The organism is Paenibacillus sp. FSL W8-0426 (assembly GCF_037969725.1).
GTDB lineage: Bacteria > Bacillota > Bacilli > Paenibacillales > Paenibacillaceae > Paenibacillus > Paenibacillus hubeiensis.
Window position 1 is genome coordinate 4,121,517 of the sequence record NZ_CP150203.1, and the last position, 14,055, is coordinate 4,135,571.

Annotated in this window: 12 protein-coding genes and 1 other annotated feature; of the genes, 4 read left to right on the forward strand and 8 right to left on the reverse strand. The window is 51.1% G+C overall.

Features of this window, described 5'->3' with window-relative positions; genetic code table 11:
• Window positions 1–245 precede the first annotated feature (245 nt).
• From MKY59_RS18340 to MKY59_RS18355, 4 genes are all read right to left on the reverse strand, one after another.
• Window positions 246–1,079, reverse strand: a complete 834-nt coding sequence (locus MKY59_RS18340; protein WP_339272953.1) for an ABC transporter permease — start codon at window positions 1,077–1,079, stop codon at window positions 246–248.
• The gene (locus MKY59_RS18345; protein WP_236412135.1) at window positions 1,076–1,870 is read right to left on the reverse strand and encodes an ABC transporter ATP-binding protein; all 795 of its coding nucleotides are present in this window, start codon (window positions 1,868–1,870) and stop codon (window positions 1,076–1,078) included. The genes MKY59_RS18340 and MKY59_RS18345 overlap by 4 nt, the downstream gene beginning before the upstream one ends.
• Before the next feature lie 30 nt (window positions 1,871–1,900).
• Entirely contained in the window at window positions 1,901–2,905 is a 1,005-nt protein-coding gene (locus tag MKY59_RS18350) for an ABC transporter substrate-binding protein (RefSeq protein ID WP_236412133.1), read from the reverse strand.
• Between the two features lie 192 nt (window positions 2,906–3,097).
• The gene (locus MKY59_RS18355; protein ID WP_339272958.1) at window positions 3,098–4,612 is read right to left on the reverse strand and encodes a carboxypeptidase M32; all 1,515 of its coding nucleotides are present in this window, start codon (window positions 4,610–4,612) and stop codon (window positions 3,098–3,100) included.
• Window positions 4,613–4,858: 246 nt separating this feature from the next.
• Between MKY59_RS18355 and MKY59_RS18360 the strand changes: the two genes are divergently transcribed.
• From MKY59_RS18360 to MKY59_RS18375, 4 genes are all read left to right on the forward strand, one after another.
• Complete coding sequence (locus MKY59_RS18360) at window positions 4,859–5,425, forward strand: carbonic anhydrase (protein WP_236412129.1); 567 nt, start codon at window positions 4,859–4,861, stop codon at window positions 5,423–5,425.
• 189 nt (window positions 5,426–5,614) lie between these two features.
• A complete protein-coding gene (locus MKY59_RS18365) occupies window positions 5,615–6,178 on the forward strand; it encodes a PadR family transcriptional regulator (protein WP_236412127.1) in 564 nt (187 codons plus the stop codon).
• Between the two features lie 105 nt (window positions 6,179–6,283).
• On the forward strand, window positions 6,284–6,778 hold the full coding sequence (locus MKY59_RS18370) for a hypothetical protein (protein ID WP_236412125.1): 495 nt from the start codon (window positions 6,284–6,286) through the stop codon (window positions 6,776–6,778).
• A gap of 5 nt (window positions 6,779–6,783) precedes the next feature.
• Entirely contained in the window at window positions 6,784–7,065 is a 282-nt protein-coding gene (locus MKY59_RS18375; RefSeq protein WP_339272961.1) for a YxcD family protein, read from the forward strand.
• Window positions 7,066–7,158: 93 nt separating this feature from the next.
• On the opposite strand, the gene MKY59_RS18380 is transcribed toward MKY59_RS18375, so the two are convergent.
• The 4 genes from MKY59_RS18380 to MKY59_RS18395 all read right to left on the reverse strand — a co-directional run bounded on the left by MKY59_RS18380 (window position 7,159) and on the right by MKY59_RS18395 (window position 14,053).
• Window positions 7,159–8,937, reverse strand: coding sequence for a glutamine--tRNA ligase/YqeY domain fusion protein (locus tag MKY59_RS18380; protein ID WP_339272963.1), 1,779 nt, complete (start codon window positions 8,935–8,937; stop codon window positions 7,159–7,161).
• 77 nt (window positions 8,938–9,014) lie between these two features.
• Window positions 9,015–9,283: a binding site (T-box leader), on the reverse strand.
• Window positions 9,284–9,334: 51 nt separating this feature from the next.
• Window positions 9,335–10,372, reverse strand: coding sequence for a glycoside hydrolase family 18 protein (locus tag MKY59_RS18385; protein WP_236412121.1), 1,038 nt, complete (start codon window positions 10,370–10,372; stop codon window positions 9,335–9,337).
• A 28-nt stretch (window positions 10,373–10,400) separates the two neighbouring features.
• On the reverse strand, window positions 10,401–13,037 hold the full coding sequence (locus tag MKY59_RS18390) for a transglutaminase-like domain-containing protein (RefSeq protein ID WP_339272966.1): 2,637 nt from the start codon (window positions 13,035–13,037) through the stop codon (window positions 10,401–10,403).
• Window positions 13,013–14,053, reverse strand: coding sequence for a carbohydrate-binding family 9-like protein (locus tag MKY59_RS18395; protein WP_339272968.1), 1,041 nt, complete (start codon window positions 14,051–14,053; stop codon window positions 13,013–13,015). Before MKY59_RS18395 ends, MKY59_RS18390 begins: the two co-directional genes overlap by 25 nt.
• Window positions 14,054–14,055: the final 2 nt, after the last annotated feature.

Below are 14,055 nucleotides of genomic sequence, written 5' to 3' on the forward strand. Positions count from 1 at the left end.
GCGGAATCCGTTCCGGCTCTTTTGAAACAAGATAAACGGAGTCAACCGACATGCACAGCATGCCGGTAACACAACAATGCGCCCCGGAACAGGGACGCTGGCAAAAGATTGATGCGGCGAAAGCGCTCAAGCCACGTTGTCCATCGCCGCATCCATTCCGGACTGCGCGGAATATTCGTCATCGTTATGGTACTTGATTTTAAGTTTTCGGGCAACGTGACACCTTCTGTGAAATTCGGTACATATCATTGGCGTCCTGCCAGCAATTTGCGCTCTACGTATACGACCATCTGATACATCGCGGTAGCTACCGCTGCAATGATGAGCAGGCTCGAAAGCACCAGCGTGAAATTGAACACTTGAAAACCATAAATGATCAAATACCCAAGCCCCTGTTTGGCGACCAAAAATTCTCCGACGATGACGCCTACCCACGCCATGCCCACGTTCACCTTTAAGGTGGAAACGATCGCCGGATATGAAGCCGGAAGCACCACTTTGGCAAAAATTTCGGATCTGCTTCCCCCAAAAGTACGGATGACTTTAATGTAATTGTCGTCGACTTCATTAAAACTATTATAGACAACAAGGGTGGTAATGATCACCGTAATCGATAAAGTCGTCATTACGATCGCCGTAAAGCCCGCGCCAAACATGACGATAAAAATGGGACCAAGCGCGACCTTCGGCATGCTGTTGAACACGACCATGTACGGATCGAGCACTTTGGACAGAAAAGGGGACCACCAGATCAGCACGGCAAGCAGGGTTCCGACAAGTGTACCCAGTAAAAAACCCACTGCCGTTTCACCTACGGTAACCGCCAGATGCGTCCACAACTCTCCGCTGACCGCATCTTTGCCGATCTGGCTGAATATTTTGCTCGGATAACTGAACAGCAGCACGTCAATCCAGCGCAGCCGCCCGGCCAATTCCCACAATACAAACATGGCTACCAGCAATGCCAGTTGTACGGCAAGCACTTTACGGCGCCATGCCGACACCTGCCGCAGGTGCCCTTGATGCAATTCTCGCAGCCATGTTTCCCGGATCCGCGGTTTCTCTTCGGTCTGATTCACCTGCTTTGCTCACCTCCTCCGGACTGATCCAATTCGTTCCACAACGCTTGAAAAAGCTCGTTGAATTCTTCCTGTTCCCTTGCATAAAAAGGCTGGACATTTCGGATGGCGTCCGGGATGACAAATTCCCGCCGAATTCGGCCGGGATTCCGGTCCAGCACGATGACCCGGTCGCTGACGGCAATGGCTTCCGACAGGTCATGCGTTACGAGCACTGACGTCTTGCCGGTTTGTTTCAACGTATCGGATACCAGATCCTCCAGCTGCAGCTTCGTTTGATAGTCGAGCGCGGAGAACGGTTCATCCAATAAAAGCAGCCCGGGTTCCGTCGCCAGCGTGCGAACAAGGGCTACGCGCTGCCTCATACCGCCTGACAGTTCCGAGGGATATTGATTTTCCGTGCCGGAAAGCCCCATGCCGGCCAAAAGTTCGCGCGTCCGCGCACGGCTGCGCTCATCAAGCCGGCCCGTTAATTCAAGCCCGATCAAAGCATTGTCCAGAATCGTGCGCCATGGAAACAGATAATCCTGCTGCAGCATGTAGCCAATATGCGCCGAGGGACCGTCTACGAGCCTGCCTTTGACGTTTACTTCCCCTGAAGTAGGCACCAATAGCCCTGCGATGATGGATAACAGCGTCGTTTTGCCGCAACCGCTTGGCCCGACCAGGCTCACGAATTCTCCCTGCTCGACCTGAAGATTCAAATCTTCAAGGACCAGGGAAGCTTCCCGCTCACTCACGTAAACTTGCGAAACGCCTTGCAATCGTATCATTGGTTCGGATTCAGGCATCGGCAATCACTTCCTTTCCCGAACTCCGAATCACTTGGAAGACGAAGCCGACTCGGCATAAGCATTGTCCACGATCGCTTCCAACGCTACCCGCTCTTTCAGCTCGCCTGCCGCGCTCATCACGTCAAGCAGGTTATTCCATTCGCCTTCGTCGATCATCGGATCGGTAGCATATGTTCCCTGTTGCTTGTATCGATCCACGCTGCTGACGAGAATGGCCGGATCGATGTCCTTGAAAAATGGCGCAATGACTTCGGCGATTTCTTCGGCTGAATGGGATTCGACCCACAACTGTGCTTGATGCAATCCGTTTGTGAATTTTTGGATCATATCGCTTTTTTCGTTCAAGTAGCTTTTTTTGGTCATAAACACCGTATAAGGCAATTGGCCGCTCTCCGTTCCGAAGGAGGCAACGACCTTGCCGCGCCCTTCCTGCTCGAAGATCGAAGCCTGGGGCTCGAACAGCTGCACGAAATCTCCCGTGCCTGAAGCAAATGCAGAGGCAATGTTTGCGAAATCGACGTTCTGGATCAAATGCAGATCGGCATGCGGGTTAATGCCGTGTTTGTTCATCGCGAACTCCCCTGCCATTTGCGGCATGCCGCCCTTGCGTTGACCCAGAAATTCGGATCCTTTCAACTGTTCCCAGTCGAAGCTGCCTGCGGCATCCCTGGCAAACAGGAACGTTCCGTCCGTCTGCGTAACCTGGGCGAAATTGATCACCGGATCCTCTGCGCCTTGTTGATACACGTAGATGGACGTCTCGGCGCCAACGAGCGCGATATCCACCGATCCTGCAAGCAGCGCCGCCATCGTTTTGTCGCCGCCGGCCGTCGTCTGAATTTCCACATCCAGTCCCTGCTCTTCGAAAAAGCCTTGGGCTGCCGCGACGTATTGCGGGGCATAGAACACGGAACGCGTGACCTCGCCGATCGTGATTTTGGCTTCGTTACCGTTCTGCCTGCAACTTGTCAGCGCCACGATGATAATCAGCAATATGACGATGGCCCGGATAAACCAGGGCGTATATTTCATGCTTTTCCCTCCTTTTCGTGTGCGGTTTGTTCTCTCTACCATCAATATGCGCTCGCCCATCAAAATGTTAAGAACTCGGGTACGGCAAAAGAATGGATTCCGCCACCGGTGTTCATCGCCTACCGGGAGCACAAAAAAAGCCTGACATGAGATGTTCTCACGTCAGGCTTTTCCTTGAATGGACGAATGTCCTTACAGGTTGTAAATTTCCGTGTATTTCGCTTCCAGATAATCGGCCAGATAGTCCGGGTTCAGCTCCTCGCCCGTAATGGCGAGAATCAACTCCGAAGGTTTGCGGCTTCTGCCGTAACGGTAGATTTTGTCCGTGAGCCATTCCTTGATCGGAATCAGGTTGCCTGCGGCCACCAGTTCATCGAATTCGGGAAGCTCTTTGCGGAGGGTATGTACGATTTGGGCGGCATACATGTTGCCCAGCGAATAGGAAGCAAAATATCCGAAATCGCCGCCCGACCAGTGAACATCCTGAAGGACGCCCAGACCGTCGTTCGGCGGAACGATGCCGAGATACTCCTCGTATTTGGCGTTCCATGTTTCGGGCAGGTCCTGCACAGAAAGCCCCTCGTTAAACAGCATTTTCTCGATTTCATAACGAATGATGATGTGCAGATTGTAGGTCAATTCATCCGCTTCAATGCGAATCAGCGAGCTTTCCACCCGATTGATCGCACGATAGAAATCTTCCAGCTCCACCTCGGCCAGCTGAGGGAAATGCTGCTGCAAATCTTTGTAATAACGCGTCCAGAACGCACGGCTGCGGCCGATCATATTTTCCCATAGACGGGACTGCGATTCATGAATGCCCATCGAGGTGCCCTCCGCGAGCAGCGTGCCTTCCAGGCTTGCATCAATGTTTTGCTCGTAAAGTGCGTGTCCGCCTTCATGCAAGGAACTGAAAATGGCGCTTGTCACGTCGTCCTGCAAATAGTTCGTCGTGATGCGAACGTCCCCGGGATTAAATCCGGTTGCGAACGGATGAACGCTTTCGTCCAGTCTGCCTGCTTCAAAGTCGTACCCCATTTGACCCAGAATAAAGAGGCTGAATTTTTCTTGCTGCTCCTTGTCGAACAACTGGTCCAGGAAATCGGTTTTGGGTTGGTTCGGCGAAGCGTTGATTTTCTCCTGCAGCGGCACAAGACGTGCCTTCAGCCGATCAAATACGGCATCTACCTTTTCCACCGTAAGGTCCGGCTCGTACATATCCAGCAGCGTATCGTAACGCGTGGCCTTTACGCCCCAATAGTCGATGAACTCCTGTTTCATCTTCACGATGTCTGTCAAATAGGGCGCAAAGCCCGCAAAATCGCTGTTATGTTTGGCATCTTCCCAAGCGGTTTCCGACTTGGCGGCAAGTACGGCATAAGCCTGTACCTTTTCGGGCGGCACGGACTGGCTTCGTTCATATTCCTTTTTGCAGTCCTCAACCATGCGGCGGTCTATGTCCTCGAGCTTTTCCCATGCGTCTTTATGAGTCAACGCGTCGAGCAGGGATTTCATCTCTGCAGAAGTTTGCAATTTGAATGCTTCGGTGGATAACATGCCAATCGTTTCGGATCGGGTCGGAACGCCTTTTTTGGGCGCACCCGTGCGCAGATCCCAATGCAGCAGGCCGATCGCCTCGTGATAACTTTTAATTTTGCGAACCAATTCATGGAATGAATCCAGCTGTTTCTGTGTATTTTCGTCCATAATGGGCCGTCACCTCTCCAAAAATATTTGCATCCCCTATTGATGATACTTTTTGCAATGCGTATAATCAACTTTTAACAGATGCAATTTTTAATATGCCCTTGTTGGGCGGAATACCAGTGCAAGAGATGTAGGAATCATCATGATGGGTCATGGGCAAACCATGATAAGCTTAAGAGCGTAGGACAAGCTGCGAATTATGCAAGCGGCCGTGCTCATCGTATTGGATAACAGGAGGCAATGGACATGAACAACATTCAAGAGATTTTGGAGTACAACAAAACATTTGTCGAGACCAAAGAATACGAAAAGTATACGGCCGGTAAGTTCCCGACCAAAAAAATGGCTATCATCACATGTATGGACACTCGTCTGGTGGAAATGCTGCCGAAAGCAATGAACCTGAAAAACGGCGAAGTCAAAATCATTAAAAACGCGGGTGCAATCATCTCCCAGCCTTTCGGTTCCGTAATGCGCAGCGTGCTCGTTGCCATCTACGAGCTCGGCGCGGACGAGGTTGTCGTTGTCGGTCATACCGAGTGCGGCATGGCATCCTTGCATGCAGACACGATGATCGGCCATATGGTAGAGCGCGGTGTATCCGAGGAAGTCATGAGCACCCTCGAAAACTCCGGAATTCGCCTGACCAAGTGGCTGCGCGGGTTTGACAGCGTTGAGGACGGGGTAAAACATACTGTGGGAGTCATCAAGAATCATCCCCTGCTTCCACCGGGCGTACCTGTTCACGGCATGATTATCGATTCCTACACAGGCAAGCTTGATCTTGTCGTTGAAGGGTATGAACAACAATAGGCATCTCTCTTTATATCGCTTTGGGTGCGGAGCCGTTCTCCGCACTCTTTTTTTTGTCTAATTTTAGACACTTGGTCTGTCAGGTTGTCAAACCATACAGTTTCAGTGTACACTTTTATGAAAGCGGTCAGCTCTACGCCATTGGCGTGATTTTCACTGACCGAGCCCTAATATTAAGGAGACATGTGCATGAACATACTTTCCTACGGATTGCTCGGGCTTCTTACCCGCGAGGAGTCGTCAGGTTATGATTTGATGCTGAAAATTCAGCCACATTGGCAAGCCAAACACAGCCAGATCTACCCTCTCCTATCCAAAATGGAAAACGAAGGTTTGTTATCGTCCCGCTGGGTTCAGCAATCCGACAAGCCAGACAAAAAAATGTATGCCGTTACGGACCAAGGGATCGAAAAGCTGCTTGAGTGGATGATCACTCCTGTAACCGCTCCCGTCACGAGGGACGAATTCAATTTGCGCATCCTATGCGTAGGAATCGCGGAAGATGGCAGTATGAGACGGATCCTGAATGAACGAAAAAATTGGTTTTTGGAACGAATCCGTTATTATGAAGAGCTGAAATCCCGCATTCCTCACGATAATCTGCGCGTAGGCAGCCGCGAGTTCGGCAGTTACATTCTGGTTCAGAAAGGGCTGATGAATGCCCAAACCGGACTGGAATGGTGCAAATGGGTGACTCAGCTGCTTGACGGACAAAAAGCCATTCATTCCACACCAAGCATTGCGCAAAATTAATTTAAAAAAATTTGAAACTTCTCTTCAGATTCATTCGTATTAACGCAGTAAGGCCCAATCGGGCAGCACATCAAACACTTTAATCAGGGGGTTACGATCTTACCAATGAAAAACAAATTCGGCATCAAACATCTCATGATGGTTTTCATGGCGTTCACACTGTTGTTCGGTACAGTCTCTGCTTTCGCTCCAGACTACGCCGACGCCAAACGCGGCGGTTTCAAATCGGGGACAAAAAGCTATACCAATACACCGAAAAAATCCGACAACAACGTGAGCCAATCCAATTCCAATAACAATTCAACTACAGGCGCTTCAACAACGAACCGTGGCGGATTCTTCGGCGGTGGCGGCGGTTTCATGAAAGGCATGATGCTGGGTGGTCTGGCAGGAATGCTGTTCGGCGGACTGTTCGGCGGCATGGGCTTCCTTGGCAACATCCTCGGACTGTTGGTTAACGTCATTGCCATCGTAGCGATCGTCATGCTGGCTATGGCCCTCTTCAGAGCGATTGCCAATCGCCGCAAACCGGCAACTCACGGCCGCTATGACAGCCGCGACGATCGTGACGATGACCGCAACAGAAACGGACGGTATTAATCCGTATGATTCTGAGCATGGATGAAATCGTCAACGCTATTTGCATTCATACCGCCGAGCGAAAAGGCGTACGTCCAACGGAGGTCAACGTTGAGCTGAGCTGGGAAGAAGATACGGGATACACCGCAGAAGTATGGGTTGCCGGTCGCAGCCAATACTTGGTGGAGTCCAATATGATCGAAGCAATCCTGCGCTATCTTCACAGCGAATACAATATTCGGGCATATCGCGAAGATGTGCGCCTGGATCTGGATGAAGAGATTACAGCGATTGTGAATCAGCACTAACTTGCATCGCATAAAACCAACCGTCTCCCAATGTTTATGACATTTGGCTGGAGACGGTTTTTTAGTTTTTTTAATTTCGCTCGCAAGAGTGTTCTATCGCTTCCATCCGTCCTTTAGCGAAACAATCCGATTGAAGACGAACTGTTCACCTGAAGACTCATTCATCGAGTCAAGGATAAAATAGCCATGGCGAATGAACTGGAATCGTTCTCCCGGATTCGATTGCTGCACATAAGGCTCAACCACTGCTTGTTTAACAATGTGCAAAGAATCGGGATTCATCCCCAACCTCTCATTCCCACCAATATCGTCCAAATTCACTCCGGGAATCAGCAGTTGATCGTACAGCCGCAGTTCACATGTTACAGCATGCTTGGCCGATACCCAATGAATGGTTCCTTTGACTTTACGCTCTTTGAAGCCGCTGCCACTCTTCGTTCGGGGATCGTAGGTGCAATGCAGTTCAATGATTTCGCCGGATCGCGGATCTTTGATAACCTCCTCGCAGCGAATGAAATATGCACCCTTGAGCCGCACTTCTGCACCTGGCGCCAACCGATGAAACCCCTTCGCAGGAACTTCCATGAAATCATCGCGGTCAATGTATAACTCCCTCGAAAAGGCTACCTCGCGCACACCCCGATCAGCGGTCAACGGGTTGTTTTCAATAGGCAGCATCTCTTCACCTTCATTCGGGTAATTGATGAGTATCACCTTTAGGGGATGAACAACCGCCATGATCGCCGGAACATTCGGTTTAAGCTCCTGACGGAGCACATGGTCCAACAAGGATATATCCACCGTTGTTTGCTGTCTTGCGAGTCCAATGCCACCGATGAATTCTCTAATGCTCTCGGGAGTGTATCCCCTGCGTCTCAGGCCGGAAATCGTTGGCAGCCGGGGATCGTCCCAGCCATCTACCCAGCCGGATTCAACCATTTTCCGCAGGTAACGCTTGCCGGTCACCGCACCGGCGATATTGACGCGTCCAAACTCCCACTGCCTGGGCGGTTCCAAGATCCCCAATTCGGCCAGCACCCAATCATACAGTGCACGATGGTCTTTGAATTCAATGGAACAGAGGGAATGTGTAATGCCTTCAATCATGTCTTGAATAGGATGAGCGAAATCATACATTGGATAGATGCACCAAACATTTCCTGTCCGGTAATGCGGGGCATGAATGATCCTGTACAGCACCGGATCACGAAGATTCATGTTCGGAGAAGCCATATCGATTTTTGCACGAAGTACACAAGATCCGTCCGGATGGATTCCATTTCGCATCTCCTGAAACAAGCGCAAATTTTCCTCTGGGGTTCGATTGCGATAGGGACTGTCGGTTCCTGGTTCGGTTAACGTTCCCCTGCTAGCTGCCAATTCCTCCGGAGAAAGATGACATACATACGCTTTGCCTTGTTGAATGAGTTCAACTGCTGCGGCATAGATTCGGTCGGAATAATCAGACCCATAATATACGTGCCCCCCAGGACTGTAACCAAGCCATTCCATATCTTTGAGAATGGACTCAACGTAAGAGATGTCCTCTTTCAATGGATTCGTGTCGTCGAACCTTAAATGAAAGGTACCCTCGAATGTTTGAGCTGTGGTGTAATTGATGTGAATAGCATAGGCACTGCCGATATGAAGGTGCCCGTTCGGTTCGGGTGGAAAGCGGGTACAGATCGGACGTTGAAAACGGCCAGCCATCACATCTTCCCGGATGAGGTTCTCCAGGTAACTCCCACCTTGGGTGGAGCTGCGTTCGTCCTCGTCTTGCCGGGATTGTTTATTTTCACGTCTCGCCATCACGAATTCCCTATTCAACTCATGTTCTGTTTCCTTTTTCGGTTTGTCGAAACCTGCTTCCATGCTAGAATGCCTCCCCTGTTATGATCAACCACGTAATGATCAACGAAAAAAGAACTTCACCTCCCAAGACGATATGTCTTGGGGACGAAGTTCTCGTGGTGCCACCCCAGGTTCACCGAAATGTCGCCATTCCAGTCTCATCAAGTCCATTTCCGTTCATACTGCGAACCGTACTGAACCCTGTGCTCTATATCGGGAGCACCCGTTCCACCATCCCTGACGCTGCACGTTTTGTTCCGGCGGACCGTTCGGAGGCTTGCTTCAATGCTGTTTTTTCACCCATTCTCAGCATCAGGGCTCTCTGTATAAAAAAATCAGCATCTACTCTTCTCGTCATCACGTTCAATATTTCCTATTATTGTAATCAAAGCCAAAATGAAAGTCAAACCCTTTTCGTTTACGATTGGCTGTCAAATTCATGATCCATCGTTTCGAGCAATTGATGTGTCTTGTCACATTTATATTCCCAAAACATAATGCCGCCCAATTCATGATCATGTACATATCGGCATTTGGCTCGGATGGAGTCAGGATCGTCATAAGAAATAAACGTGTGTCCATTAAAGAGATACGGCGCCTTTGCTTCATCATCCCAATGCCTGGTATACCCGTTCAACCCAATGTAATTGGCGTTTAACTCCGTATACTCCGGACCGTAACCGCCGGTCGTTTCTGCCATTTGATGCAATCCATCGTTCCGGTCGGGCACACCCTTCCACATGCGGGAATAGAACGCGGCACCGATGATGATCTTGTCCTTGGGCACACCTGCCCTGTGAAACGTTTGGACCGAAGCATCAACGCTGATGCGGAACAAATCCCCAGTTGGCGTAAAGAGATTTGTATGATGTCCCGTTAATACCTGAAAGCCGCCCCGCATGTCATAGGTCATCAGCTGCACGTAATCGACGTACCTTTGCACCTGATCCATTTCCGTTCCATCCACGTAGTATTGGTCCGCTCCCGCTGCAATGGTCAGCATATAATACTTCCCGTCCAACTCACCCTGCCGTGTCAACGCTTCCCTGATGGTTTTCAGCAGCATCGTGAAGTTCGGCTTGTCACTTGCGGATGCCGCAATCCCAGCCTCTCCATAACATGGGTATTCCCAATCCAAATCAATGCCATCAAGTCCATAAGTGGTTACGGCTAGCACAGCAGATTCGGCGATTCTATTCCTGCCCTCTGCCGTCGCCGCTGCCTCCGAAAAACCGCCGGAGCTCCAGCCTCCAACGGACAAAATAAAGCGCAAATCCGGATGGGTCCTCTTGATCACGGAAACTTGATCCATGTTTTGCAAATGCTCGGTGTGAATGGCTCCCTCCCGAATACCGGCAAAAGCGATATTGATGTGCGTCATTCGTTTCAGATCGGCCTCTGTCACGCTCTTCAGATCACGATGACCGACGTATCCGATGATCCATTTTCGGCTCATATGTCACCTCTCCCTTGATCACACTAGGTCACTTCGCGAGCATAACGCCGACACGAACAGCTTCCTTCACGGCTCCGATGCGATAACCGTAAGAAACATACCGAATGCGGTATTGTTGATCCAGCACCGCAAGGTGAGGGAATCCCGACTCTAACGCGATTGGACTGCACAGCACTTCGGGTATTGCGCCTTTGTTCATTTCTGCGAATCGAACCTGTGCCGGTAGCTGCTTCAACGGATCTGCGCTAAAAGGACTGATCGTACCCAAGGAAGGTGTAATCAGCACGATCGGGAGACCGCCTTCTGCCAACGCTTGGTTCGAATCGGCCAGCTCTCTCAACAAATGCATGGTCGGTTCCCTTCCTGGTTCGATCCAGGCCAGCAGTGCGCCTGAAGTCAGGCCAAGACTTTGGTCATTGAGTCGGGTTACGGTTCCGTCCTGCCAACGCAGCTCCATTTGTTGATCTACCGCGCCAAGAACGGGAAGGTCCTCCTCCACACTCCGGAAGTTTACGTCAACATGGGTTTCTTCCCCCGCCTGCACCTCGAAGTACGTCAACTTCACGCTAACCGTGCCGTTTTTCAAACGTACGCCTGTCGTCATGCGATAAGATCCTTGCTCGACCTCCAGCGGAGCCGCGAACAGATTCGTTTCTCCATGCGGCAAATGCAGCGTTACGTATTTCCCTTCAACAAGACGTGCAATCGTGACATTTTCATAATAAGATGCTTTTGGCGTCGCCAGCGCCGTTTCCATCCGTTTGAGTTGAATAAAACCGCTGCCCTGCTCCACATCTTCCTGATCTCCAAAATCTGCACTCATCCATGCCCCCTGTTTCCAGTATTGAGGTTTGCGTTCCAGGGGATGCAGGCGAGCGGGTATGCCCAAGCTGCGGCACATGGAAACAAACAAAATCGCCAGCGACTCTTCATCTCCGGCCATCAGCCGATAGGTGCCCACAGCTGTTCCCTTGCCTTTTAGATTCGGCAAATTTTCAACATAAACATAATTCCTTTTCAGTACAGCGGCAAGAAGCGCCGGGTCCTTCACCATGGAACCACACTCATCCGCTTTGAAGGAATCACGGAATTCTCTTCGGTACAAGCCAAGCATTTCATAGGAAACGCGCGGGCACAGGACATAAGGAATGAACAAATGATCCGGCAGCATGCCGCGAAGAGGCAGCGATTCATTCAAATGTTCATTCAGGACAGGACGAAATGTGTCGATCAAATCCTTGCTATTCAGCGATTCCAACAACAGCAGCGGCCACTCCCCATGCTCGGGCGAGCTCTCCCGAAGAAATCCGGCTATTTCATGCCCGTTTCCACGCGCCTTTTGCAAGATATCCCACACCCGTGCTTCAGAAAGGCCAAGTTGCCGAGCTAAACGATGGCTCTCCGACTCCGTCACAAATGTGCCTTCGAACAATGCGCGAACAGCGTCCCCGTTCTGCAATCGACGTTGATGCAAGGACTCGGCTGCATCCGTCACTGCCGGCAGTTCGTCGCCTTCCGTCTCGGGTGGAGGAACCATATCCAAATCAACGACGCCCCGTTCCTGAACAGGTTCGCTGTTCAGGTCCAAAACAAGCTCCAATGAGTCCAATTTGCCAATGCTGACCTTGCGCTCCTGCCACCGCCCACGATACACGGCCCTGATGAGCAAATCGCCAAATCCTGTCTTAAAGCCGACCTGCCCTTCCCCATCCGTCATCAGCTCTGCAATGGGGTAGAATTCGGCCATGTTATACAATTCGAAGCGGACGGCAGCACCTTCGATCATCCCGCCGTCTTGATCTCTAACCGCTACGGTGATCGTTTTGGCAGGCGCGTAGTTCTCCAGCAGGTTCAGTTCGGTAAACCCTTCTTCGGCAAGAGTGATGTCATCCGGACCCTGATAGTTTCCCAGCACTCTTGTGTTCATCAGCATCGAGCGGCGGGCAGGCGGCGTAAACCAACCTTGGTTCAACCTCGCTTCCGGCTCGCACGCCCCGATGTAATGCCACCTTCCATCCGCCCACGCTTCCACCCAAGCATGGTTATCGTCGCAATGCGCCCAACGAGGCGTGTAGACTTGGCGAGCAGGAATGCCGATGCTTCTAAGGGCAGCCACGGCAAGCGTCGATTCCTCGCCGCATCTTCCCCTTGCGCTCCGAATCATCGTGAGCGGAGAAACGGTGCGCAGATCGCTTCCGGTATAGACCGCTTTTTCGTGGCACCAGTAATTAGCCTCCAGGATGGCATCGGCCATGGACAGACCGTGGATGCGGCCCGCCAGTTCTGCGTAAAAGGCAGCTCGCCAGTCTTCGATGTTTTCTGTATTTACCCTGCATGGCAACACAAAGTACAGGAATAAATCATCCGGAACCTGTTCTCCCCAAGGCACCTCATGCCGAATCTTCAGCGCGGCCCTGACATGACTGAGAAGTAATGCACCAGGGACATCGGCTAAATCCTGAAGCGGGCTGTATGCATACAGATATTTGAGCGCCCATTCCTCTTCCGGAGACAACGTTTCTTGGAATACGGCAAACATTTCATTCAGCCTTGACCCGACTAGCTCCCTTTTTAACCGCAGCTTATCTTCAATCCGATTCATCTCTTCGGGGGAAAGGGAAAAAACCGACGTTTGCACACTCATCTCGCATTCCCATCTTTCCATAGTTTACCGTCTTCCCTGATGATCCATTTCCCGTTCCCATCCGCCGTTGCCGCTGAAATTTGAAACAAGCGGTCCGCGGCAACGACTTCCGTAGTAATGTCCAGATCAGGTGACCCATCCAACAATGACAAGTCCTGAGCAAACGTACCTTCCTTTTCTCTGTAGTTACGCTGCAAATAATAAAGCTTCCGCAGCTCCCACTTGATCTGCTCATCCTCCGGAATGGAAAAATGGTTTAATTCCTCCTGTTCATCCGTAAACACGACATATCCCCACAGCTCAGGATAATGCATGTTGACCAGCCCCATCGGCGACCACACCCAGTTATCCTCAGGATAAGGCTTCCCCGTGCCGGGATCGATCACTTTTTGATACGTCCCATCCACCACTTCAGCCTGCCATTCCACCCGCGAGAAGTTCACTCTCCAGAATTCGCCGGATACCGGGGCACGATGTTCCTTGGCACACTCTTTCAAGCTGGTCCATGGTATCGCGATCTCCACAGACCATTTACGGTTATCCGCTTCCGGCTGATTGAGCTTGCCATCAATGTGCACGGCGGTCTTCAACCCTTTCATATCCCAGCTGTCCAGCGGAGGACCCCCATCCCTGTAAGGTTTGATCAGAAGCAAATCCCATACCGTGTTCAGCGCATTGATCTCGAATTCGTAATATCCGTGGCTATCCCCGTCCGGATCGATGAAAATTTCAAAATCGTTGTCATAAAAAATGACGGAATCGCGCTCGGTCAGCGTCGCCCAGATTTGATCCTCCCACAGCTCTGCGCCGAAATAAAAATGTTCATCGTCCCACAGCATTTTGACCCGCGTATCCTTTGCGGGAGCCGGCCGCAGGTCTCCTTCAATGTCGACAAACTTCTCCGTCCACTCCGCCCGATCCCAGAAAGGTTTATCCAGCTTCCCGTCAAGCTCCAGCTCACCTTCCGCGCGGCGGCAAAAATAGTGCTTTGGCTGATAAACGTCTATTTGCGGAACAGGTACACCACTTAGCGTCATTT

Coding starts and splice junctions, on each gene's coding strand:
- MKY59_RS18380 (WP_339272963.1), bottom strand. CDS start 8,937: ATGGAAGCAGGTTTCGACAAACCGAAAAAGGAAACAGAACATGAGTTG.
- MKY59_RS18375 (WP_339272961.1), top strand. CDS start 6,784: ATGATTCTGAGCATGGATGAAATCGTCAACGCTATTTGCATTCATACC.
- MKY59_RS18365 (WP_236412127.1), top strand. CDS start 5,615: ATGAACATACTTTCCTACGGATTGCTCGGGCTTCTTACCCGCGAGGAG.
- MKY59_RS18395 (WP_339272968.1), bottom strand. CDS start 14,053: ATGACGCTAAGTGGTGTACCTGTTCCGCAAATAGACGTTTATCAGCCA.
- MKY59_RS18350 (WP_236412133.1), bottom strand. CDS start 2,905: ATGAAATATACGCCCTGGTTTATCCGGGCCATCGTCATATTGCTGATT.
- MKY59_RS18390 (WP_339272966.1), bottom strand. CDS start 13,037: ATGGAAAGATGGGAATGCGAGATGAGTGTGCAAACGTCGGTTTTTTCC.
- MKY59_RS18360 (WP_236412129.1), top strand. CDS start 4,859: ATGAACAACATTCAAGAGATTTTGGAGTACAACAAAACATTTGTCGAG.
- MKY59_RS18385 (WP_236412121.1), bottom strand. CDS start 10,372: ATGAGCCGAAAATGGATCATCGGATACGTCGGTCATCGTGATCTGAAG.
- MKY59_RS18355 (WP_339272958.1), bottom strand. CDS start 4,612: ATGGACGAAAATACACAGAAACAGCTGGATTCATTCCATGAATTGGTT.
- MKY59_RS18370 (WP_236412125.1), top strand. CDS start 6,284: ATGAAAAACAAATTCGGCATCAAACATCTCATGATGGTTTTCATGGCG.
- MKY59_RS18345 (WP_236412135.1), bottom strand. CDS start 1,870: ATGCCTGAATCCGAACCAATGATACGATTGCAAGGCGTTTCGCAAGTT.